The organism is Cellulophaga sp. HaHaR_3_176 (assembly GCF_019021925.1).
Taxonomy (GTDB): domain Bacteria; phylum Bacteroidota; class Bacteroidia; order Flavobacteriales; family Flavobacteriaceae; genus Cellulophaga.
The window spans coordinates 3,500,106-3,523,094 of the sequence record NZ_CP058990.1 but is presented as its reverse complement, the minus strand read 5'-3'; the positions used below and the strand labels follow the sequence as shown (position 1 = coordinate 3,523,094).

Here is a 22,989-nt window from a genome sequence, read left to right as displayed (position 1 = left end):
ATATGATTCAAAACATATTAATGTATTTAACTTTAGCAGTAGCCATAGGCTATGTTGTGAAGAAATATTTTTTGCCAAAAAAACTTTCTGCCATTAAAAAGCAAAACCAAAAAGCATGTGGTAGTACCGATTGCGGCTGTCATTAATTTTAATTAAAATTATTTTTTGTCTTCCAAAGGCAACCCTTTCTTTTTTTCTTACGTCTATATTAAAAAACTATCAAAGCTAGAACTTTACTTAAAACTTAGTAATAGTTAAAGTATTGATAAATAGATCATAACAAAAACAAAAAAGCAATGTGAAATTTACATTCAATGTCTTTTTTTGTTGTAAACTAACCAATATAGTATGATTAAGAAAATTACCTTCTCGTTATTTTTTCTTTTAAATTTTGCTTTTTTAACGTGCAATGCACAAGCAATAAGTGGTACAATTTTAGATTCTATATCTCAAAAACCAGTTCCATTTACCACAATACAATGGTCCATAGATAAAGGCCTAATAACAAACGAAGAAGGCTATTTCAAAATTACTTCAGATAATACAATAAAACCCACAGACTCCATTTCAATATCATCAATGGGTTATGAAACCTTAATGAAAACTTTTATTGAATTTAAGGATAGTATTATTTATTTGACACCCAAAGCAATTTCATTATCAAACGTAATTGTTTCTAATAAACAATACACAGCAGACGAAATTATAGATTTGGTTAACGAAAATTTAGAAAAAAATTACACTACTGATATTACAAAAAAAAGAGTGTTTTACAGAGAGCGTAATTATCAAAATTTAAATAAAGCTAAGTATTCAGATTTTGAATCTACTATTACAGCTTTTAATACTACATTTTTAGATAGTGTAATAAAAATTATTCCTAAATCGGACGAGCATTATACTGAAGCACTTTTTGATTTTTATGAAAACCAAAATGATAAAAGTCAAAAGATTAATTTAATTAAAGCTTCTGAACTATATGACAAAAACAGTGATATGGATTTAAATAAATTAGAAGATAAATTCAATAAAATTATAAAAGAAAATGTAAAAACAACTTCATATTTTAAAGTTAAATCTGGAATTTTTGGGAGCAAAATTGAAACTGAAGATATTTTTGGAACATCTGTAGATTCAACAGATGTTGTTGCTTTAAACAAAAAAATAGAAGACGAAAAAAAGAGAAAAGAAAATCGACAAAAATACTTTGCTGAGCATATAAAAAATAAAGTATCTAAGACTTTAGAAAATTTATTTTTTAATAATAAAACTGATTTAAATTTTATTACAAAAGCTCGTAAATATAATTACACATTAGAAGAGTTCTCATACTTAAACTATGAACCTGTGTATGTTATAAATTTCAATTCTAAAGGCTCTGCTGATTACCAAGGTAAATTATATATAAATGCAGATGATTTTGCGGTTGTAAGAGCTGATTATGAAAACACAAAATCTATAAAGACTTTTAACTTATTGGGTATCTCAATGAATCAATACCTATCTAAAGGAAAAATTATTTTTTATAAAGGAGAAAACAACTCTTACAATTTAAGATATCTTGAAAAAGAAGAAGGATCGAGTGTTGGTGTAAATAGACCTTTAAAAATTATTGAAAAAAACAAAGTAGTAAAAGGGAGGAATAAACAAAATGAACTTTCTCTTAAAATGGACTTAGGTTTAACTAATACTGATAAGTTTGAAATTGTGGTTTTCAACACCACAAATACAAATAGTGCTGAATTTGACTCTTTCAATGAAAATAATAAAATTTCACCTGTGTATATGCCTAATTACAATCCTGAATTTTGGGAAGGATATACTATTATAGAACCAAATGCAGCCATACGTGAGTTTACCTCTAAAGAAACCGAATAATTTATATAATATTCTGGATATAAGAATACAGTAACAAGCCCCAGCCAATTACTAAAAAAAGGCCGCCAATTGGAGTTATAGGACCTAGTAATTTTATTTTTTTATTTTTTGAAGCACTAATACATAAGCCATAAATACTAAATGAAAATAAAAAAATACCGATTATAAAACAATATACAATGTAAGTCTCTATAGTTTTAGTGAAGCTAAAATTATACCCAACTACAATTAAAATTATTGCATGATACATTTGGTATTTCACTCCTGTTTCAAAGCTTTTTAATTGGTCTTCAGTAAAAGTCTTTTTTAAAGCATGCGCTCCAAAAGCTCCAAAAATTACAGCTAACATTGCATAGAGAGCCCCTATAACTTGCGTCAAAAGAATCATAAATTAATATTTTATAATTTAAAGGTACTTATAGTTTTAAAATAAACGAAGTAGAGTTTTAATTAATATAATCAATTGATACTATAGTTGAAGATTTAATTGTTTCTAGGTAAGCTGGTGATGTTGTAAATAAATGTTCAACTTGATTATCCCAATCACGAGCAACAGCAAAATAGCTCTTATTTTGCACTGCCATTATTTCATTACAATCTTGACAGGTATGTTTATACTCTAAAAAATGATGGGCAAATTCATGAAAAGCAACAACTTTCAAAATTTCTTCATCTAATAAAACGACCCAATTAATTATGATACTTTCAATTTCACCATCAATATTACGTTCTACTTTACCTAAAACTGATCCATTTTCACTCAAAGGCAAAGTATCTACAATGTCAATTTTTTTTAACTTAAAAAGTTTATCATTATATGGTATTCCGTAGGCATCACATTTTGCAAAAAAATCGGTTAATAAAGGTTGTAATCTACCATCAACATCTACACTTTTTTGAGCTGATAAAGAAAGAATGGAGATCGAAAATATTACGAAGTAAACTAAAAATATTTTCCACATAAATGCATTTTAAGATTAGGACTTGGACTGGAGAAAACATAGCAGATGGTCAGTCTACAAAAAATGTTTTCATACAACTATAACGATAGAAATTTTAATTTATTTATAATCTATTGAATTTTAACAGATTATAACATATCACCTTACCTTGACTATTAGAAAGGAGTCACTAATACTAAAAAAAATAGATAAATGATGATCTTTTAAAAAGGTAACAAAATAAAGTGATTGCTAATTAATAGAGATTAACACTTCCTTATCTGCATTAACTTTAAAAGCACACTCTTTATAACTTGGTGGGCCAAAGGTTTTAAGTTTTCCGTATGAAAAAGCGACATCTTCTTTAGGTATGCCAAAAAAGTTAGTATCTAACTCTTCATTACTATTTTCATCATGAAAAATTGCAATAGCATATTCTCCTTCTGGTATATTATCAAAAAACAAAGTTGTCTCTTTTAAAAGTGCTTTAGTTTTTTCTGATTTATAAACATTTTCTAATTTTAAAAATGTTTTAGAATCGTTATATAAAGCAACACAAACATCACCTTTAGCCTCTTTAATATTCTCAACTTTAACAGTAATCTTATACTGAGAAAATAGCGTTATTGGCAATAAAACAATAATAAAGAAAAAGTTACGCAACATATTAAATCAACTTAATTATTAGTAAAACTTTTATATTATGGATAAAATTTTATTTTAAGTCTTCAAAATATTCAAACCCATCAATAATATCTAAATAAACCCCATCAAACTCAGCTCCTATAATTAAATCTAAATAAGAAGTTTTTGAACCCATTAGAATTTTCTGCCAGTCTTGATCCCAATATTTTACTTTATAATTGCCCTTCCATTTTTTATTTTCTTTATCTAACCAGCTTGGTTTTTCCTTAAGCCAGTTTTCATTCCAATAAAATCGATAATCTTCGGCCTCACCAATTGACATGTAGCACACAACCAATCGTTTACCTCCGTTTGCTTTAGTCTTCAATAATTTAATTTCTTGTTTTGTAAAAGGCTCCTTATCATTAAAAAACAAATCAATTAAAACCATATCATAATTAGTACTCGCTATAGTATTAATCAATGCTTTTTTAGAGGTGTATTTTTCGAAATTAATTAAGTACAAAAAATTCTTAACTTCTTTTAATTTTTTAACTGAATTTGAGTTTTGATTATGAACTGGACTACTAGAAAAAGGGATAATATTTAAATCTCTTTTTATTGCTGCATAAGACACAAAACCTGACTTGTTATTAATGTTTTTAGATACTTCTATTTTTTGAGGTGAAGAACAGTAATCTGTAACTAAAATGGTATTTCCTGTGTTTTGAGAAACCTTTAAAAAATCGACTATATTTCTTTTAATACTCCGAGGTGTAGACTTGTTATCTCCATCATAGCCAAAAAATAAATCTTCTTGCCCATTGCCATCAATAGCTTTTAAATAATCTAGGCTTAGTGGGCCATTTACCTCACCATTTTCGGTCACTAATTCAATTCCATTCTGAGGGACTACTACAAAACTAGAGTTCTTCCTTTTAGCATATTTACTAATTTTGATTACTAGACTTCGCATTTCGCCACGATAATCTATCAATTCTTGAACGCTATTGTTTTCAGTTTTATTTAACACAAAACCGCTTGTACAAACCGCCAAAACAATTAAAGCAAACGCAAGTAAAGACTTATAAATACTCATATGTTAATTGTTTTAATTGAAAGTCAATCAAATATAACTGTTTATATATAAACCTTGTAAATAATACTACCCTAAACCAACATCTAAAGACATCATTATTATAAAACCACCAATAAAGCCCATTACTGCGATATCCGTATGGTTATCCTGTTGTGTTTCTGGAATCACTTCTTCAACAACTACAAAAATCATTGCACCAGCTGCAAAAGATAATGCATAAGGTAAAATAGGTTGAAAAGATATTACAGCCCAAGCACCAATTACTGCTGCTATAGGTTCAACCAGAGCAGATGCTTGCCCATACATAAAACTTTTTGTTCTACTTAAGCCCTGTCTACGTAAAGGCATTGCTACTGCAAACCCCTCTGGAAAATTTTGAAGCCCTATCCCTAATGCTAATGCGACAGCACCACCAATAGTTGCACCATCAAAACCAGCTGCTACGCCACCAAAAAGAACACCTACCGCTAGACCTTCAGGAATGTTATGAAGTGTAATTGCTAAGGTTAAAAGTGTTGTTTTATGCCAAGGTGTCTTAATTCCTTCTTTTTCACTTTCTTTAAAATTAATATGCAAGTGTGGCAAAACCTTATCTAAGCCAAATAAAAAAAGCGCACCTAGTAAAAAACCTACTGCAGCTGGCACAACTTTTTCAAAACCTTCACCTGAACTCATTTCTATACTAGGTGCTAGTAAGCTCCAAAAACTTGCCGCAACCATAACTCCACCTGTAAAACCAAGCATACCATCTAAAAGAGCTCTATTCATTGTTTTAAATAAAAAAACTAATGCAGCCCCTAAAGCCGTAAGTGCCCAAGTAAAAACAGTCGCATAAAATGCTGCCAATACAGGGTCGATTGATTCAAAATAAGATACTATTTGTTCCATAATTTTACTTAATTAGTTTTCACACTTAACATATAAATTTGAAGCAATTTGGTGTGATATCAAAATTGTTTTATCGTTGATTTTGATTTGTAATGAACCATCAAAATCTTCCTTATCAACTACTGTAATAGTGTCACCCAAAGCGATTTCATGCTTGTCTAAAAATTTCAAAAATAGTCGAGATGAATCTTTTACTCCTACACAAATACCTGATTTATCAAGTTCTAATTCATTTAACAGACGTTTTGTTCTTAAAGTTAAAACTCCTGCTTTTGAAGGTATCGGATCTCCATGAGGATCAAACTTCGGAAAACCCAAATGCTTATCTAAACTATCAATTAGTTTTTCGCTTTTTATATGTTCCAATTGTTCTGCAATTTCATGAACCTCATCCCAAGCAAAATCTAATTTATCTACTAAAAAAACTTCCCAAAGCCTATGCTTTCTAACTACAGACAGCGCTTTTTCTATACCAATACCCGTTAGGCTAACCCCTTGGTATTTTTTATAGGCTACAAATCCTTTTTCTGAAAGTTTTTTTACCATATCAGTCACCGACGAAGGTTTCGTATCCATCTGCTCAGCAATAGCATTTGTAGAAACGGTTTCATTATTACCCTCCCCTAAATGGTAAATTGCTTTTAGATAATCTTCTTCAGAATGCGTCATCAAAAAATATTTTTTACAAAAATACATTTTTATATGTAAAAACAAATTTTTAGTTTTGTCTAAAAATAATTTTACCCTGATTTAAAATAATTTTATGAAACAATCAAAAACACTATTATTCAGTCTATTACTAATCACAACTGGAATATTAAATGCACAAAACAATATTATAAGAGGAATTGTTTCTAATAACAAAATCCCCGTTTCATTCGCTAACATTGTGATAGAAGGGACTACAATAGGCACCTCAAGTGATGAAAATGGAGAATTTGAACTTAGTAATAATGTCGATGGCTCATACAAATTAATAATATCTGCAATAGGGTATAAAACAGCATATGTAACTGTAAAAAAAGCAAATGATAATGGTAATTTTATTAAAATAAATTTAATCGAGACCTCTGAATCGCTAGAGGAAATGGTGGTTACAGGTACATTAAAGGCTGTTAGTAGATCAGAAAGTCCTGTTCCTGTTGAAGTTTATAGTCCAACTTTTTTAAAACAAAACCCAACCTCAAACATTTTTGAAGCTTTACAAAATGTAAACGGTGTACGCCCGCAAATAAATTGTAGTGTTTGTAATACAGGTGATATTCATATTAACGGACTTGAAGGCCCTTACACTTTGGTTTTAATTGATGGTATGCCAATTGTTAGTGGTTTAAGTACTGTTTATGGTTTATCAGGAATACCAAATTCATTAATTGAGCAAATTGAAATTATCAAAGGTCCTGCTTCAAGTTTATATGGTAGCGAAGCTGTTGGTGGCTTAATTAACATTATTACTAAAAACACATTACAGGCACCAAAATTTTCTATTGATGGTTTTGCTACAAGTTGGGGTGAATATAACCTTGATGCAGGGGGGAAAATAAATATTGGAAAAAAAACAGACCTTTTATTAGGCGTGAACTACTTTAATTTTGATAATATAATTGATAATAATGGAGATAATTTTACCGATTTAACTTTACAAAATCGTATATCTGTTTTTCAAAAATGGAATTTTCAACGTAATGAAAATAGAATATTATCTTTAGCTGGACGTTTTTTTTATGAAGATCGTTGGGGTGGAGAATTACAATGGACTCCTGAATTTCGTGGTGGAAATGAAATATACGGTGAAAGTATTTACACTGCCAGGTATGAGGTATTGGGTAAATATCAATTACCAGTAAAGGAAAAAATGATGTTCTCATTTTCGTATACTGATCATGATCAAAATTCTGTTTACGGAGATACTGAATATTTAGCGAAACAACGTATTGGCTTCTCTCAATTAACTTGGGATCTTACTAAAAACAATCATGATATTCTAATAGGCTCGGCATTACGTTACAATTATTATGATGATAACACAACCGCTACAGCTGAAGATGATGGTACTAACAACCCTGATAAAGTAATAATACCTAGTCTTTTTGTTCAAGATGAAATTTCATTTTCAGAAAAACACTCTTTATTATTAGGGATGCGCTATGATTACGACAATCGTCATGGTTCAATTTATACACCAAGAATGGCATATCGTTGGAAAATAAATGACAATGATATTTTAAGGTTAAATGCAGGTACTGGTTTTAGAGTTGTAAATTTATTTACAGAAGAACACGCCGCACTAACTGGTGCTAGAGATGTTTTTATTGAAGAAGAACTTGACCCAGAGCAGTCATTTAACGTAAACCTAAATTATCTTAAAAAGATCTATTCTGATAACGGAACTTATGTGAACTTAGATTTTTCAGCATTTTACACCAACTTTAGTAATGCAATAATTCCTGACTATGACACAAATCCAAATTTAATTATTTATGATAACTTAAATGGTAGTGCAATTTCGCAGGGTATTAGTAGTAATATTGATGTGGTTTTTAATAATGGATTAAAAGTGTTATTAGGTGCTACTTTACAAGATGTTACAAATACCGACGAGGGAATTAAAAAAACTCAAATATTAACCGAAAACTTTTCTGCAACTTGGAATATTTCTTATAACATTAGTAGTATTGACTTAAGCATAGATTATACTGGAAATATTTACGGCCCAATGCGATTACCTCTTTTAAGTGATTTAGATCCAAGGAGTGAGTATTCACCAACTTGGAGTATTCAAAACATACAATTTACTTATAAAGGACTCGAAAAATTTGAATTTTATGGTGGTGTAAAAAACCTTTTAAACTGGACACCTAATAAAGGAAATCCTTTTTTAATTGCTCGTGCAGATGACCCTTTTGATGAAAATGTAACTTTTGATGCAAATGGTAATGCTGCTGTTACTCCTGATAACCCTTATGGATTAACTTTTGACCCAGAGTATATTTACGCACCTAACCAAGGCATTAGAGCTTTCGCTGGTTTGCGATATAGAATAGACTAATAACATGTAGGTTTCATATTATTTATTACCGATAGTATAAATTGGTATATTTGAAAAAAATAGATGATAATGAAACCTACAATTTACCTATTTATCTTTTTAGTTGTATTTAAAATACAAGCCCAAACCGTAAATTCAGAAATAATAACGCTTACCCCCAACGAAGAAAAAGAAGTGTTGATTCCTGCTTTTCAAAATGACACAATACAACTAACAATTACTCCATATAAAACTAAAAAGGCAAAAAAAAACACCATTTTATTTTACGAATACCCAAGTAAATTATTACTTAAAAATGAGGAAGTAAAAACTTTCGAACATTCATTTACCATTAACAATAAAGGTGTTTATAAATTAGTTTTAAAAAATGAGAATTCTAAACCCTTTGACTATGCCATTAAATATGTAGTAAATTCTACGAGAAAAAAGAAGCCGCAAATAGGTTACGAGGTGAAAAATGATACTACATATGGACCTGAAGAAGAACAATTAGTTGATCATAAATATTTAGAAACAGAAACTATTCAGAATGAAAAATATTATTTAAATAGCACTTCAAATGCTTTATTAAAAGGTGGTAAAAACAGAATTATTGTTCCTTTAAATTTACCCTCAAATACTAAAGAATGGTATTATGCATTTAGCGCCTCTAGAGAAGAAAAAGACATAAATAATACGCTATCTACATTTAACTTAGCTTCACAACTTACTAAGTTTATAAAAGAAGATGAAGACATGCAAGGAGCAGTAAGCAATTTAAGTCCGCCACCAGGAGCAAATATTTGCGATATTTATGTAATAAATGACACTGAAAATGCAGAATTTTTTAAAGAAAAAGAAGAATTTAAATCTAGCTTAGATGGATCACGCGAAAACTTTAAATCAGGTATTGTAAAAGTAGCTGATAACACTAAAAGTTATTTAGGCATACGCAACCCTGATAATTTATATGGGATACATATTGCTATAGAAATTATTGCCGTAGTCGAAAAAATAGAAAAAGTCACCAAATCTATTCGAACACCAATAATCACAAGTCAAAAAACACCTTATTTAATTGAATAATGAATAGTTATGACTACATAATTGTTGGTGCAGGAGCTTCAGGTTTATTGCTTGCAGATGCTTTAGGTAAAGATGAGTTTTTTAAAAACAAAACCATTTTATTGCTTGATAAAAACACAAAACAAAATAATGATCGTACTTGGTGTTTTTGGGATAAAGACATTAATAGTTTCGATTCTGTTGTCAGTAAAAAATGGAATCAAATACATTTTTCTGGAAAACAAATTTCGAAAGATTACCCTATTGCTCCGTATATTTATAAAATGATTAAAGGCCTTGATTTTTATAATCATTACCTAGCACAAATAGCAACATACCCTAATGTTACTTTTATTAATGATGAAGTTGATAAAATAGATAATTCAACTTCTGAAGTTATAATACATACAACTAAGAACAGCTATAAAACTGGCAATGTTTTTAATAGCATTTATGATTACAAAGAACCTTTACAACAAAAAAGATATCCTGTTTTACAACAACATTTTATTGGGTGGTTTGTAAAAATAGAACAGCCTGTTTTTGATGATCAAAGGGCTACTTTTATGGATTTTTCTATTCCGCAAAAAGGGAATACTAGATTTATGTATATGTTACCATTTTCTAAAACAGAGGCTTTAGTTGAATACACTCTATTTTCAGAAAAATTGTTGGAGCAACAAGAATATGAAGAAGCTATAAAAAATTACTTATCTGAAAAATTAGGCGTTAAAGACTATCAAATTACAGAAACCGAACGAGGTAGTATTCCGATGACAAGTTATAATTTTGGAAAAAAGAATACACTCAATATGTTATATATTGGTACTGCTGGTGGATGGACAAAAGCAAGTACCGGTTATACTTTTAAAAAAACAAGTACTAAAGTAGCCCAGCTTATTAGCCATTTAAAGCAAAATAAACCATTAAATACATTTAGCAAAAAAGATAAATTTTGGTTTTATGATCTATTGCTTTTAGACATATTATATGAAAAAAATGAATTAGGCCGATCTATTTTTGAGGCCTTATTCAAAAACAGAAAACCACAATTAATTTTTAAATTTTTAGATGAAGAAACAAACCTTTGGGAAGATATTAAGTTTATAAGTAGCCTATCACCTCTTCCCTTTATCAGAGCTTTATTTAAAAGAATTTTTTAAACTTCTCTTTGCATTAAACCTTCTCCAAATTTTTGAAGTAACATTTTCTTTTCTTCCGAGATTGGCAGCTTTTTTAGCACTTCAAAAGCTTTATTGGTATATAATTCAATTTCTTCTTTCGTTCTTTGAGCAGCACCACTTTCAATAAAAATACTTTTCGCTGTTTTTATTTTTTCTGTAAAATCTTCTGGTTGAATAGAAAATAAATGCTCTAATTCTTTAACCTCATTCTCATTTGCGTATTGTAATGATTTAAGGAATAAAAAAGTTTTTTTATTCTCTATAATATCACCTCCAACTTGTTTTCCAAAAGTTTCTGGATCTCCAAAAGCATCTAAATAATCATCTTGTAATTGAAAAGCAATACCTAAATTTCTACCAAACTCATAAATATCATTTTGGCTTTCTTCAGAAACATTAGCAACTATTGCCCCCATTTTCATAGCCGCACCTACCAAAACTGCTGTTTTATATTCAATCATTTTCAAATACTCAGGTATAGTAACATCATCACGAGTTTCAAAATCTACATCGTATTGCTGCCCTTCGCAAACCTCTATAGCTGTTTTACTAAACAATTTTGCTAAACTTCTAAAAACTTCGCCTTCATAGTTTTCAAAAAGCTGGTATGCATTTATTAGCATTGCATCACCAGAGAGTATTCCTGTGTTTATATCCCATTTTTCATGAACTGTAGCTTTACCCCTTCTTAAAGGTGCATCATCCATAATATCGTCATGTACTAAAGAAAAGTTATGAAAAACCTCAACAGCTAAAGCTGCATCCAATGCTTTTTTATAATCTGTTCCGAAAATTTCAGCTGTCATTAACGTCAAAACTGGTCTTAATCTTTTTCCTCCTAAGCCCAATATATAGGTAATTGGCTGATAAAGGTTAATAGGCTCTTTAATTTTTGATTTATCTTCTAAATAGGCTATAAATTCTTTTCTGTAAACTCCAATAGATTGCATTCAGGCATTTTTTTTCAAAAATACATTAAACAAAGGAATAAATTGTAAAACATGATTTTCACCGTTTATTATCGGCGAAATACACGCTACTATTAATTTAACGCAAATACTTAGGAAACTTTTTTTGTTTTTAAAGTTTCCTTATTACATTTGCACTCGATTATGAAAGAGAAAATATTAACAAAAGCATCTGAAATGTTCTTAAACCTAGGGTTTAAGAGTGTAACTATGGATGATTTGGCTAACGAATTGGGTATATCAAAAAAAACGATTTACACTCATTTCGAGAATAAAACTAAATTAGTAGAAGAAAGCTCTTTGTATTTATTAAAATATATATCAAATGGTATTGATTGTATTATTGAAACAGACAGAAACCCGATTGAAGAGTTGTACGAAATTAAAAAATTCGTAATGAAACACTTAAATGATGAGCAATCTTCACCACAATACCAATTGCAGAAATATTACCCGAAAGTTTACGCAACTATTAAGAGTAAACAATATGATGTAATGCAAGAGTGCGTTGTTAGTAACATTAAAAAAGGTATTGAAATAGGTATTTACCGCGAAAATATAAATATCGAATTTATTTCTAGAATATATTTTTCGGGTGTTACAAGCATTAAAGACTATAAATTATTCCCTATAAAATTGTTTCCTGTTAAACAACTACAAGATGATTTTTTAGAATACCATTTACGAGGTATTACCACCCCTGATGGAAGAAAAATATTAAATACACTTATAAATTCAAATCAAGAATAGATGAAAACAATTTTTTTAACTTTCCTTTCTCTTATATACATGAGCATAAGTTTTGCTCAAGAGGTTCCGAATAGTTACTCTTTAGAAGAAGCTATTACTTTTGCTCTTGAAAATAACTATAGTGCAATAAATGCCGAAAGAGATATCAAAGATGCCCAAAAACAAAAATGGGAAACTATAGCTGCTGGATTACCTCAAGTTAATGGCTCTGTAAGTTACCAGAATCAACTAAAACAGCCAATTACTTTGCTTCCTGCAGAGTTAATTCCTGGAGGAGAAGCTGGTACTTTTGTTCCTGTAGTTTTTTCAGAACCACAATCGATGACAGCAACAGCTACGCTAACTCAAAAAATATTTGATGGTTCATATATAGTGGGAGTACAAGCTGCTAAAACGTTTATTAACTATAGCGCTAACAATCAAGAAAAAACAGCTTTAGAAGTTAAAAAAGCAACTGTAGAGGCATATGGCAACGTACTTTTAGCAAAAGAAAGTGTTGAGATTTTACGAAAAAACATTGCTACCCTTGATAAGAATTTGTTTGAAACTAGAAAGATTTTCGAAAACGGATTAGGTGATGAAGAAAGTGTTGAGCAATTACAAATAACACTTTCATCTGTTGAAAATCAACTTAAAAATGCAATTCGTTTACAAGGTATTACATTACAGATGTTAAACTTAACAATGGGTTTACCTTTTGACTCACCAACTACATTATCTGAAAACTTAGATGCTTTAGCTCAAAAACAAACAGATTTAAGTATTGTTGGTTATGAATTTGATTTAAATAATAATGTTGATTATAAAATGGCGTTGAACCTTAATGAACAAAGAAGTTTAGAGCTTAAACTCCAAAAAAGTATGGCATTACCGACATTAAATGCTTTTATAAACTACGGTAGCTCGGCTTACAACAGTAGGTTTAATTTTTTTAGTAGTGATTCACAATGGTTTGACTCTTCTATTTTAGGTGTAGAATTAAATATCCCAATTTTCAGTTCGTTAAAAAGAAGTGCAAGTACGCAACGAGCTAGAATTGCTTTAGATAAAGCAAAAACACAATTAACAGAAGCAGAACAGCAAATAAGATTACAGTTACAAAAAGCTAAAAGCGATTACATACTTGCAATTGAAGAGTATGACACTAATAAAGAAAATTTAGGTTTAGCTGAACGTATTGAGAAAAAAAATCAAATTAAATATAAAGAAGGTATTGCTTCTAGTTTTGAGCTTAGACAAGCGCAAATGCAATTATATGATGCACAAAACACTTATTTACAATCTATGGTAAACGTTATTAATTCTAAAACAGAATTGGAAACAGTACTTAATAATTAATAATGGTTTTAGATAAAATTAATCAACAATCACCAATAACATCAACTATTAAAACTTTCAAAATGAAACAAATATATTTACTAGTAACCATCTCTTTGATTCTTATATCTTGTGGAGGCGAAAAAAAACAAACTGTAGAAGAAGTAATTGCTTCTTCTAACCCTGAGCAAATTAGAGCTAAACGAACAGATTTAGTTGCTCAACAACAAGTTTTACACGAAGAAATTAAGCAATTAGACGAAGCTTTATCTGAAGTAGAAACAGAACAAAAAGTACCATTAATAACAACTTTAAAAGCTAAAGAAGAGGTTTTTAGCCACGTTCTTGAAATTCAAGGAAACGTTACTACAAAAAACCTACTAGTAATTACTCCTGAATTTAATGGAATATTAACTGATGTATACGTTAAAGAAGGACAAAGAGTAAGTAAAGGGCAAACTTTAGGAAAAATAGATGATGGTGGTTTAAGCCAACAATTATCGCAATTACAAATTCAATCCGATTTAGCAAAAACTACTTTTGAACGTCAAAAACGTTTATGGGATCAAAATATTGGTAGTGAAATTCAGTACTTACAAGCTAAATCATCATACGAAGCACAAAACCAGGCAGTTGCACAATTACAACAACAAGTTGGTAAAACTGTTATTAGAGCTCCTTTTACAGGTACTATTGATGATGTTATTACTGAAAAAGGTAGTGTTGTTGCTGCGGGTCAAACTCCATTAATGCAGATTGTAAATTTAGACAAGATGTATATTGAAACTGATGTACCAGAAAGCTATGTGTCAGATGTAGTTAAAGGTAAAGATGTAGAAGTACTATTTCCTGTGTTAGGCAAAACTATAGAAACAAAAATTCGCCAAGCAGGAGATGTAATCAACCCTGCAAACAGAACTTTTAAAGTAGAAATTGATGTGCCAAATAAAGATAAAAGCATTAAACCTAACTTAACTGCAAGACTTAAAATTAACGATTACACTAATGAAAAAGCGATACTAGTACCACAGAGTATTATTTCTGAAAATGCAGAAGGTGAACAATATGTTTATGTTGTAAAAGAGAAAAATGATAATGATGAAGGTGTTGTAAGCAAAGTCATTATTAAAACAGGAAAAACACAAGGAGATGTTATCGAAGTTTTAGAAGGTATACCAAGCGGAGCGGAACTAATTTTAGAAGGTGCGCGTAGTGTTAAAGACGGACAAACTGTTAAGGTTATAAACTATTAAACCGAAAATAAAATGACTAAAAAGAAAAAACAAGTCGATAACGAATTTGGTTTATCATCGTGGGCAATTAATAATAAAACCACAATGTATGTTCTAATTGCAGTTATTTTTTACCTAGGTATTGCTGCCTTTTTTAGCATGCCAAGAGAAAACTTTCCAGAAGTAAATGAAACTAAAATTTATGTTAGTTCTATTTACCCAGGAAACACTGCTGAGGATATTGAAAAATTAATTACTGACCCTTTAGAAGATAAGCTAAAAACAGTAAGTAATGTTGTCGAAATTACCTCAACATCGCAAGAAGATTATTCAATGTTAATTGTTGAGTTTGACGAAGGTATTACCGTAGATCAAGCAAAACAAAAAGTTAAAGATGAAATAGACACTGAAACTTCTGGTGAAGATTGGCCAACCTTTAATGGTGCTAAAGTAGAACCTGATGTTTTTGAATTAAGCCTTTCAGAAGAAATGCCAATTCTGAATATTAATATTTCAGGTGATTATCCTATTCAAAAATTAAAAGATTTTGCGGAATACCTGCAAGATGACATAGAAGATTTACAAGAAATTAAAAAAGCAGATATACGTGGTGCACAAGAAAAAGAAGTTGAAGTTGCTGTAGACATCTACAAAATGATGGCAGCTCAAGTAACTTTTAATGATATTATTGGCGCTATAAATAATGGTAACTTAACAATGTCTGCTGGTAACTTAAAAGCTAGTGGTCAACGACGTACGATTAGAGTTTTAGGTGAAATTGAAAAGCCATCTGAACTTGAAAATTTTGTTGTAAAAACAGAAAAAGGAAAATCTATTTATTTAAAAGATATTGCAACGGTATCTTTTAAAGAAGAAGACCATACCACTTTTGCAAGAGAATACGGAAAGCCAGTAGTAATGCTAGATGTTAAAAAACGTGCTGGTAAAAACATGGTTGCTGCGGCTGAACAAATTCAAGTTATTGTTGATGATGCAATTGCAAATGTATTTCCTCCAGATTTAAAAGTAACAATCACTAACGATCAATCTTCAAAAACTATTGGTCAAGTAGATGATTTAGTAAACAATATTATTTTTGGTGTTATACTGGTAGTAACTGTTTTAATGTTCTTTTTAGGATTTAAAAATGCATTATTTGTTGGTTTTGCTATTCCAATGTCCATGTTTATGTCATTAATGATATTAGAATTACTTGGACAGAGTTTAAATACAATGGTTCTTTTTGGTCTTATTATGGGACTAGGTATGCTGGTTGATAACGGTATTGTGGTTGTAGAAAACGTGTACCGTTTAATGGAAGACGAAGGTATGGGCAGAATTGAAGCTGCTAAAAAGGGTATTGGAGAAATTGCTTTTCCTATTATCATTTCCACAGCAACAACTGTTGCAGCCTTTACTCCATTAGCATTCTGGCCAGGAATAATGGGTGAGTTCATGAAAATTTTACCAATAACATTATCCGTTGTACTAGGTTCCTCACTATTTGTAGCCATCTTTTTCAACTCGGTATTGGTGTCAAAATTCATGACTATTGAAGATAAAGACATGCCTTTAAAGCAAATTATTAGAACAACAATAATAGTTGCTGTTTTTGGCGTACTTATACTTTCATTTGGAGGTACTTATAAAGGCCTGGGTACTATAATGATTTTTACAGCTATCATGCTTTGGGCATACCGTTTTTTTATCCGTAAATGGGCAAATAGCTTCCAAAATAAAGCATTAGTAAACTTAGAAAACTGGTACGAACGCCAACTACGCGGTGCACTTTCTGGTTGGAAACCTTATATATTAAGTATTGGTACATTTTTACTATTAATTGCTTCTTTTATAGCTTTTGGTATGTCATTAAGTGCCAAAAGAACTAAAGTTGAGTTTTTCCCAGATAACAAACCAAATCAAATAATTGTTTATATCGAGTATCCACAAGGAACTGCTATTGAGAAAACAAATGCTATTACTAAAGAAATTGAAAAACGTGTATTTACGGTTGTTAACCAAGAACAGTACATATACGAAGGTAAAAACTTTTTAGTAGAAAGTACTGTATCCCAAGTTGGTGAAGGTGCTGGAAATCCTCAAACTGACGGTGGGTCTGCTGCAGAAATGCCTCATAAAGGTAAAATAACAGCATCGATGCGTGAATTTAAGTTTAGACGCGGAGAAGACAGTGAAATTTTGCGTCAAAAAGTACAAGCTGCATTGGTTGGTATTTACCCTGGCGTATTAATTTCTGTTGAGAAAGATGCCAATGGACCGCCTGCAGGATCACCAATTAATATTGAAATTGAAGGTGATGATTATAATGAGCTTATTGCGACTGCCGAAAACATGCGTGAGTTTATTAATACAAAAAACATTGCTGGTATTGACGAACTTAAGATTGACGTTAATAAGGATAAGCCAACAATGCGTGTTACTATTGATAGAGAAAAAGCTGGTGAATTAGGCGTAAGTGCTGCACAAGTTGGGCAACAATTACGTAGTTCAATTTTTGGTTCTAAAGCTGGAATTTATAAAGAAGATGGTGACGATTTTGATATTTACGTACGTTTTAATGAAGAGAACAGATATAATAAAAGTGCTTTATTTAATCAAAACATTACGTTTAGAGATAATACTGGACAAATAAAAAGTATTCCTGTTTCTGCTGTTACAAAATACGAAAACAACTCAGGTTTTAGTGCAATTAAGCATAAAGACACTAAGCGTGTTGTAACTGTGTATTCTGCATTATCACCAGGTTTTACAGATGCTGCAGCTATAGTAAGTCAAATTCAAAACGAAATGAAAAGTTATGAAGATTTACCTAAAAACATTAAAATTGATTACACTGGTCAAATAGAAGAGCAAAACAAGCAAATGCTATTTTTAGTTGGCGCATTCTTTACAGGTTTAGGTTTAATCTTTTTCATCTTAATATTCCAATTCAACTCAGTTTCAAAACCAACAATAATAATGATCGCTATTTTCCTTAGTTTCATTGGTGTATTTGGTGGTATTGTAATTTCTGGTAGTGCTTTTGTTATTATGATGACTATGGTTGGTATTATATCTTTAGCTGGTATTGTAGTAAATAATGGTGTTGTACTTTTAGATTATGCCCAACTTCTAATAGATAGAAAAAAAGCTGAATTAGATTTAGAAAAAGAAGATTATCTTACTAATCAGGATCTTTTCGAAAGCATTGTCAAAGCTGGTAAAGCACGTTTAAGACCTGTATTACTTACAGCAATTACGACTATTTTTGGTCTAATACCGTTAGCTATAGGATTAAATATTAACTTCTTTACATTGTTTGCTGAGCTTGATCCAAACATATATATGGGAGGAGATAACGTAGTCTTTTGGGGACCATTAGCATGGACCGTAATTTATGGTTTATTAATTGCGACATTCTTAACCTTAATTGTAGTACCTATATTATTTTTCTTATCTGTGAAATTTAAAATGTGGTTACGAGATAAGTTTTCGAATGATACAGAAACAACTGTAGTTGAAGAAAACGCATAGTACTAAATACTATTTTTAGAATATTTAAGCCCTTTAAGAATTTCTTCTTAAAGGGCTTTTTTTATTTAAGAGTTTATTCAGACCAAAAAAACAACGCCATCTTTAAAGTTTATGATTTTAACAAGCGACTACATTAAGCTAATTAGGCACGTATTATAGCTATTATAATATAGGCTTTAACTCTCACCCATATAAATACGTTAATTTATAAAAGAGTTAAGTGCTTCTTGAATATCTTATATACAAAAAGCCCCGATGATTGCTCATCGGGGGCTTTTATTTTAAATATAAATACTTGTTATTTGTTTACAACAACAGCATTTTTAGATTCTTTATTCGTGACATTTACGATTCTACTATCCTCAAAATCAACTTCTTTTAATTCTTCGCCTTTCCAGAAAAACCATTTTCCAGTTTTCTTTCCTTTTTGATATTCTCCGCTTGCTATTTTTTCACCTGTATTATTGAACATGCTCCACTCTCCATGTAATTTTCCTTTTAAAAATTCACCTGTTTGAGCAACTTCACCATTTTCATGGTAATATGTAGCAATTACCTTTTCACCATCTTTAGAAAAAGTTGGTTTATTGTCTTGAGCTGATATTGCAACTGTAAGAAACAGTGCTAAAAAAAATGTTATAGTTTTCATGATATTATATTTTTGGGATTAAACTTTTGTACCTAGTCTAACAAATATACAAATATTTTACATTTAAAATACAATTGATTAACATTAAATTTACATTGGAGTCGTAATCAACTAAAAAACAAGTGCTTAAGTTTTTAAAATGAAATATTAAAATACATCTCTTTGTAAAAACTGTTTTAATAAAAGCTCATTTAATTAAAGATACTTACTAAATTTGTGCTCAAATAAATTTTAGCATGTACAGAAGTCATACTTGTGGCGATTTAAGAGTAGCTCACAATAATCAAGAAGTAACATTATCAGGTTGGGTACAAGGAGTAAGGGATAAAGGGTTTATGATCTATATCGATTTAAGAGATCGTTATGGTATTACTCAATTATATTTTGATGAAGAAAGTACACCTAAAGATATTATCGAAAAAGCTCAAAAACTTGGTCGTGAATTTGTTATTCAAGTAAAAGGGACTGTAGTAGAGCGTTCTTCAAAAAATCCAAAAATTCCTACTGGAGATATTGAGGTTTTAGTTAGTGAGCTTAATATTCTGAATAATGCAATGGTACCACCTTTTACCATAGAAGATAAAACAGATGGTGGTGAAGATATCAGAATGAAATATCGTTATTTAGATATTCGTAGAAATCCTGTAAAAAACAATCTTATTTTCAGGCATAAAGTAGCTATGGAAGTTCGTAAATTTCTTTCTGACGAAGGCTTTATTGAAGTTGAAACACCATACCTTATAAAATCTACTCCTGAAGGAGCTAGAGATTTTGTTGTACCTAGCCGTATGAATGAAGGGCAGTTTTATGCACTACCACAATCACCACAAACATTTAAGCAATTGCTTATGGTTGGTGGTATGGATAAATATTTCCAGATAGTAAAATGCTTTAGAGATGAAGATTTACGTGCTGATAGACAGCCAGAGTTTACACAAATAGATTGTGAAATGGCTTTTGTTGACCAAGAAGATATATTAAATGTTTTTGAACATTTAACAAAGCACTTATTAAAGGAAATTAAAGGAGTTACTATTGACAATTTCCCTAGAATGACTTATGATGATGCTATGCGTAAGTATGGTAACGACAAACCAGACATTCGTTTTGGAATGGAGTTTGGAGAATTGAATGAAGTTGCTCAACACAAAGAATTTGGAGTTTTCAATGATGCTGAGTTAGTAGTTGGTATTGCTGTACCAAGTGCTGCAAGCTATACAAGAAAAGAGTTAGATGCTTTAGTTAACTGGGTAAAAAGACCTCAAGTTGGCGCTAAAGGCATGGTCTATGCAAAATATAATGAAGATGGTACTTTTAAATCTACCGTAGATAAATTCTATGATCAAGATGATTTAGCTAATTGGGCGAAAGCTACAGGTGCTAAACCAGGAGATTTAATATGTGTATTATCTGGTGATGCTAATAAAACAAGAGCGCAATTGAGTGCTTTACGTATGGATTTAGCAGAACGTTTAGAGTTAAGAAACCCTAACGAATTTGCACCATTATGGGTTATTGATTTCCCTTTATTAGAATTAGATGAAGAAACAGGTCATTACCACGCAATGCACCACCCATTTACATCTCCAAAACCAGGTCAATTAGAATTGTTAGATTCTGACCCAGGCGCTGTAAAAGCAAATGCGTACGATTTAGTATTGAATGGTAACGAAATAGGTGGAGGATCTATTCGTATTCACAATAAAGATATGCAAGCTACAATGTTCAAGCATTTAGGCTTTACACCTGAAGAAGCTAAAGCTCAATTTGGCTTTTTAATGGATGCTTTTCAATATGGTGCACCACCACATGGTGGTTTAGCATTTGGCTTAGATAGATTGGTTTCTATTTTAGGCGGGCAAGAGACTATTAGAGACTTTATAGCTTTTCCTAAAAACAATAGTGGTAGAGATGTAATGATTGATGCTCCTGCTTTTATTGATGATGATCAATTAAAAGAATTGAGTCTGAAATTAGATTTAAAAAAGTAACTTATAATCCCGAACTATTTCGGGATTCTTTATACAATGGCTGCACGTAAAAAAACTTGGTTTGCAAAATTTTTGGTTTGGCGAATCAAAAATATCTCTGAACGTCAATTTATATACTTTTTAAGTATCCTAGTTGGCTTTACTTCAGGGGTAGGTGCTGTTATTTTAAAAAATTTAACTCACTTTTTTCAACATTTACTTGAAGGTAATTTAGTAAAATATTACCATCAAGCATTCTATTTTGCATTCCCAATAATAGGTTTATTACTCGTATATCTTGTTATTAAGTATGTAATACAACATAAGGTAAGCCACGGTATACCTTCTACCCTTTTTGCAATATCAAAACATAAAGGTGTAATGCGAAAGTATCAGATGTTTGGTTCTATACTAACGGCCCCACTAACTATTGGTTTTGGAGGCTCTGTAGGTTTAGAAGGACCAACAGTAGCAACTGGCGCAGCAATAAGTTCCAATATTTCGAGAATGTTTCACATGAATCAAACCAATCGAAATTTATTGATTGGTTGTGCAGCTGCAGGTGCTCTCTCATCCATATTTAAAGCTCCAATTGCAGCTATAATTTTTGCTATTGAAGTGTTTAGTTTAGACCTTACTATTGCTTCAATGCTTCCTTTATTGCTAGCCTCTATTTCTGCCATTATAACTTCTTATTTTTTCTTTGGTGACGATGTTTTATTACCATTTAAGACAGAAGATAGCTTTGTTATTGGAGATACACCTTTTTTTATAGTTCTAGGTTTAGTTACCGGTTTAATATCAATATACTTTACTGAAGTTTATGAGAGAATTCAAAAACAATTTGACAAAATTAATTCTCCCATAAAAAAAGTACTTGTTGGAGGTATTGGAATAGGTTTACTTGTTTATTTAATACCACCACTTTACGGTGAAGGTTTTGATGTTATAAACAGTTTAGTAAAAGGAAACCCTGAAAAAGTACTTCAAAATAATATTTTCGATCTTGACTTAACCAACGTCTGGATGGTTATTTTACTGTTAATCGGGCTTGTGTTATTTAAAATTATTGCTAGTGCACTTACCTTTGGTGCTGGTGGTGTTGGTGGTATTTTTGCACCCACACTATTTATGGGTAGTATTTTAGGCAATTGTGTTGCTAAAATTATTAATAATATCAGTTTTCTTTCATATAAAGTTTCTGAAAGTAATTTTACATTAGTTGGTATGGCTGGCTTAATGGCTGGTGTTCTCCACGCCCCACTTACTGCTATATTTTTAATTGCCGAAGTTACTGGTGGTTATGAGCTATTTATCCCGTTAATGATTACTTCTGCCATTTCTTATTCTTTAACCAAATACGTTCACCCACACTCTGTTTACAATATGGAGCTAGGTAGAAGAGGAGAATTAATTACCCACGATAAAGATCACGCAGTTTTGACACTAATGGATATCGATAAGGTAATTGAAGATAATTTCGCAATCGTTAACCCTAGTATGACACTTGGTGATATGGTTCATCAAGCTGTTATTAAGTCGAATAGAAATATTTTTCCCGTTATTGATCCTGAAAAAAACACATTATTAGGTATTATTTTATTAGATGATATTAGGTCGATAATGTTTAATCAAAAACTGTATAATGAGGTATTTGTTAGTGATATTATGCATACACCACCAGATATTATAGAATTAGATAAGGATAAAATGACTGATATAATGCAGAAGTTTCAAGATAGTGCCGCTTGGAATCTTCCTGTAATTAAAAAAGGTAAGTATGTTGGTTTTATTTCTAAGTCTAAACTACTAACTGCCTACAGAAGAAAGTTAATTAACTTTACAAAATAAAATGAATTTGT

General features: G+C 30.7%; 19 protein-coding genes. 11 read left to right on the top strand and 8 right to left on the bottom strand.

The window, feature by feature from the left end; translation table 11 throughout:
* Positions 1 to 2: 2 nt before the first annotated feature.
* Positions 3 to 146 carry a hypothetical protein gene (locus H0I23_RS15505; protein ID WP_216784195.1) on the top strand — a complete coding sequence of 48 codons (144 nt, stop codon included), beginning with the start codon at positions 3 to 5 and terminating at the stop codon, positions 144 to 146.
* Positions 147 to 348: 202 nt separating this feature from the next.
* A complete protein-coding gene (locus tag H0I23_RS15500; RefSeq protein ID WP_216784194.1) occupies positions 349 to 1,878 on the top strand; it encodes a carboxypeptidase-like regulatory domain-containing protein in 1,530 nt (509 codons plus the stop codon).
* Position 1,879: 1 nt separating this feature from the next.
* Here H0I23_RS15500 and H0I23_RS15495 read toward each other — a convergent pair whose 3' ends face one another.
* The 6 genes from H0I23_RS15495 to H0I23_RS15470 form a co-directional block, all read right to left on the bottom strand.
* Positions 1,880 to 2,266 carry a DUF423 domain-containing protein gene (locus H0I23_RS15495; protein ID WP_216784193.1) on the bottom strand — a complete coding sequence of 129 codons (387 nt, stop codon included), beginning with the start codon at positions 2,264 to 2,266 and terminating at the stop codon, positions 1,880 to 1,882.
* A 58-nt stretch (positions 2,267 to 2,324) separates the two neighbouring features.
* Positions 2,325 to 2,840 carry a hypothetical protein gene (locus tag H0I23_RS15490; RefSeq protein ID WP_216784192.1) on the bottom strand — a complete coding sequence of 172 codons (516 nt, stop codon included), beginning with the start codon at positions 2,838 to 2,840 and terminating at the stop codon, positions 2,325 to 2,327.
* A gap of 231 nt (positions 2,841 to 3,071) precedes the next feature.
* Positions 3,072 to 3,485 carry a DUF2141 domain-containing protein gene (locus H0I23_RS15485; RefSeq protein ID WP_216784191.1) on the bottom strand — a complete coding sequence of 138 codons (414 nt, stop codon included), beginning with the start codon at positions 3,483 to 3,485 and terminating at the stop codon, positions 3,072 to 3,074.
* A gap of 49 nt (positions 3,486 to 3,534) precedes the next feature.
* Entirely contained in the window at positions 3,535 to 4,542 is a 1,008-nt protein-coding gene (locus H0I23_RS15480; RefSeq protein WP_216784190.1) for an endo alpha-1,4 polygalactosaminidase, read from the bottom strand.
* A 66-nt stretch (positions 4,543 to 4,608) separates the two neighbouring features.
* Complete coding sequence (locus H0I23_RS15475; RefSeq protein ID WP_216784189.1) at positions 4,609 to 5,430, bottom strand: ZIP family metal transporter; 822 nt, start codon at positions 5,428 to 5,430, stop codon at positions 4,609 to 4,611.
* Between the two features lie 12 nt (positions 5,431 to 5,442).
* The gene (locus tag H0I23_RS15470; RefSeq protein ID WP_216784188.1) at positions 5,443 to 6,099 is read right to left on the bottom strand and encodes a metal-dependent transcriptional regulator; all 657 of its coding nucleotides are present in this window, start codon (positions 6,097 to 6,099) and stop codon (positions 5,443 to 5,445) included.
* Positions 6,100 to 6,193: 94 nt separating this feature from the next.
* Here H0I23_RS15470 and H0I23_RS15465 point away from each other — a divergent pair, with 94 nt between their 5' ends.
* The 3 genes from H0I23_RS15465 to H0I23_RS15455 all read left to right on the top strand — a co-directional run bounded on the left by H0I23_RS15465 (position 6,194) and on the right by H0I23_RS15455 (position 10,686).
* Positions 6,194 to 8,479: a TonB-dependent receptor gene (locus tag H0I23_RS15465; RefSeq protein ID WP_216784187.1), complete on the top strand. Its 2,286-nt coding sequence runs from the start codon at positions 6,194 to 6,196 to the stop codon at positions 8,477 to 8,479.
* Between the two features lie 69 nt (positions 8,480 to 8,548).
* Entirely contained in the window at positions 8,549 to 9,544 is a 996-nt protein-coding gene (locus H0I23_RS15460; protein WP_216784186.1) for a hypothetical protein, read from the top strand.
* Positions 9,544 to 10,686 (top strand): lycopene cyclase family protein, encoded by a 1,143-nt coding sequence (locus H0I23_RS15455; protein WP_216784185.1) that lies wholly within the window; start codon positions 9,544 to 9,546, stop codon positions 10,684 to 10,686. The genes H0I23_RS15460 and H0I23_RS15455 overlap by 1 nt, the downstream gene beginning before the upstream one ends.
* Here the strand turns inward: H0I23_RS15455 and H0I23_RS15450 are convergent.
* Complete coding sequence (locus H0I23_RS15450; protein WP_216784184.1) at positions 10,683 to 11,657, bottom strand: polyprenyl synthetase family protein; 975 nt, start codon at positions 11,655 to 11,657, stop codon at positions 10,683 to 10,685. The two genes, H0I23_RS15455 and H0I23_RS15450, sit on opposite strands and share 4 nt — an antisense overlap.
* 162 nt (positions 11,658 to 11,819) lie before the next feature.
* On the opposite strand from H0I23_RS15450, the gene H0I23_RS15445 reads away from it, so the two are divergent.
* The 4 genes from H0I23_RS15445 to H0I23_RS15430 all read left to right on the top strand — a co-directional run bounded on the left by H0I23_RS15445 (position 11,820) and on the right by H0I23_RS15430 (position 18,508).
* Positions 11,820 to 12,425, top strand: a complete 606-nt coding sequence (locus H0I23_RS15445) for a TetR/AcrR family transcriptional regulator (RefSeq protein WP_216784183.1) — start codon at positions 11,820 to 11,822, stop codon at positions 12,423 to 12,425.
* Positions 12,426 to 13,763 (top strand): TolC family protein, encoded by a 1,338-nt coding sequence (locus tag H0I23_RS15440; RefSeq protein WP_216784182.1) that lies wholly within the window; start codon positions 12,426 to 12,428, stop codon positions 13,761 to 13,763. It begins immediately after the preceding gene.
* 62 nt (positions 13,764 to 13,825) lie between these two features.
* Complete coding sequence (locus H0I23_RS15435) at positions 13,826 to 14,995, top strand: efflux RND transporter periplasmic adaptor subunit (protein ID WP_216784181.1); 1,170 nt, start codon at positions 13,826 to 13,828, stop codon at positions 14,993 to 14,995.
* Positions 14,996 to 15,007: 12 nt separating this feature from the next.
* A complete protein-coding gene (locus tag H0I23_RS15430) occupies positions 15,008 to 18,508 on the top strand; it encodes an efflux RND transporter permease subunit (protein WP_216784180.1) in 3,501 nt (1,166 codons plus the stop codon).
* Between the two features lie 298 nt (positions 18,509 to 18,806).
* Here H0I23_RS15430 and H0I23_RS15425 read toward each other — a convergent pair whose 3' ends face one another.
* Complete coding sequence (locus H0I23_RS15425) at positions 18,807 to 19,157, bottom strand: toxin-antitoxin system YwqK family antitoxin (RefSeq protein WP_216784179.1); 351 nt, start codon at positions 19,155 to 19,157, stop codon at positions 18,807 to 18,809.
* Positions 19,158 to 19,393: 236 nt separating this feature from the next.
* Here H0I23_RS15425 and aspS point away from each other — a divergent pair, with 236 nt between their 5' ends.
* Together aspS and H0I23_RS15415 are read left to right on the top strand one after the other, a co-directional pair.
* A complete protein-coding gene (aspS, locus tag H0I23_RS15420; RefSeq protein ID WP_216784178.1) occupies positions 19,394 to 21,148 on the top strand; it encodes an aspartate--tRNA ligase in 1,755 nt (584 codons plus the stop codon).
* 36 nt (positions 21,149 to 21,184) lie between these two features.
* Positions 21,185 to 22,978 carry a chloride channel protein gene (locus H0I23_RS15415; RefSeq protein WP_216784177.1) on the top strand — a complete coding sequence of 598 codons (1,794 nt, stop codon included), beginning with the start codon at positions 21,185 to 21,187 and terminating at the stop codon, positions 22,976 to 22,978.
* Positions 22,979 to 22,989: the final 11 nt, after the last annotated feature.

Excerpts from the sequence above, each read along its gene's own strand:
- H0I23_RS15505 (WP_216784195.1), top strand. The coding sequence starts at position 3 with ATGATTCAAAACATATTAATGTATTTAACTTTAGCAGTAGCCATAGGC.
- H0I23_RS15460 (WP_216784186.1), top strand. The coding sequence starts at position 8,549 with ATGAAACCTACAATTTACCTATTTATCTTTTTAGTTGTATTTAAAATA.
- H0I23_RS15445 (WP_216784183.1), top strand. The coding sequence starts at position 11,820 with ATGAAAGAGAAAATATTAACAAAAGCATCTGAAATGTTCTTAAACCTA.
- H0I23_RS15425 (WP_216784179.1), bottom strand. The coding sequence starts at position 19,157 with ATGAAAACTATAACATTTTTTTTAGCACTGTTTCTTACAGTTGCAATA.
- H0I23_RS15480 (WP_216784190.1), bottom strand. The coding sequence starts at position 4,542 with ATGAGTATTTATAAGTCTTTACTTGCGTTTGCTTTAATTGTTTTGGCG.
- H0I23_RS15465 (WP_216784187.1), top strand. The coding sequence starts at position 6,194 with ATGAAACAATCAAAAACACTATTATTCAGTCTATTACTAATCACAACT.
- H0I23_RS15450 (WP_216784184.1), bottom strand. The coding sequence starts at position 11,657 with ATGCAATCTATTGGAGTTTACAGAAAAGAATTTATAGCCTATTTAGAA.
- aspS (WP_216784178.1), top strand. The coding sequence starts at position 19,394 with ATGTACAGAAGTCATACTTGTGGCGATTTAAGAGTAGCTCACAATAAT.
- H0I23_RS15440 (WP_216784182.1), top strand. The coding sequence starts at position 12,426 with ATGAAAACAATTTTTTTAACTTTCCTTTCTCTTATATACATGAGCATA.
- H0I23_RS15475 (WP_216784189.1), bottom strand. The coding sequence starts at position 5,430 with ATGGAACAAATAGTATCTTATTTTGAATCAATCGACCCTGTATTGGCA.
- H0I23_RS15470 (WP_216784188.1), bottom strand. The coding sequence starts at position 6,099 with ATGACGCATTCTGAAGAAGATTATCTAAAAGCAATTTACCATTTAGGG.
- H0I23_RS15500 (WP_216784194.1), top strand. The coding sequence starts at position 349 with ATGATTAAGAAAATTACCTTCTCGTTATTTTTTCTTTTAAATTTTGCT.
- H0I23_RS15415 (WP_216784177.1), top strand. The coding sequence starts at position 21,185 with ATGGCTGCACGTAAAAAAACTTGGTTTGCAAAATTTTTGGTTTGGCGA.
- H0I23_RS15430 (WP_216784180.1), top strand. The coding sequence starts at position 15,008 with ATGACTAAAAAGAAAAAACAAGTCGATAACGAATTTGGTTTATCATCG.
- H0I23_RS15495 (WP_216784193.1), bottom strand. The coding sequence starts at position 2,266 with ATGATTCTTTTGACGCAAGTTATAGGGGCTCTCTATGCAATGTTAGCT.
- H0I23_RS15435 (WP_216784181.1), top strand. The coding sequence starts at position 13,826 with ATGAAACAAATATATTTACTAGTAACCATCTCTTTGATTCTTATATCT.
- H0I23_RS15455 (WP_216784185.1), top strand. The coding sequence starts at position 9,544 with ATGAATAGTTATGACTACATAATTGTTGGTGCAGGAGCTTCAGGTTTA.
- H0I23_RS15485 (WP_216784191.1), bottom strand. The coding sequence starts at position 3,485 with ATGTTGCGTAACTTTTTCTTTATTATTGTTTTATTGCCAATAACGCTA.
- H0I23_RS15490 (WP_216784192.1), bottom strand. The coding sequence starts at position 2,840 with ATGTGGAAAATATTTTTAGTTTACTTCGTAATATTTTCGATCTCCATT.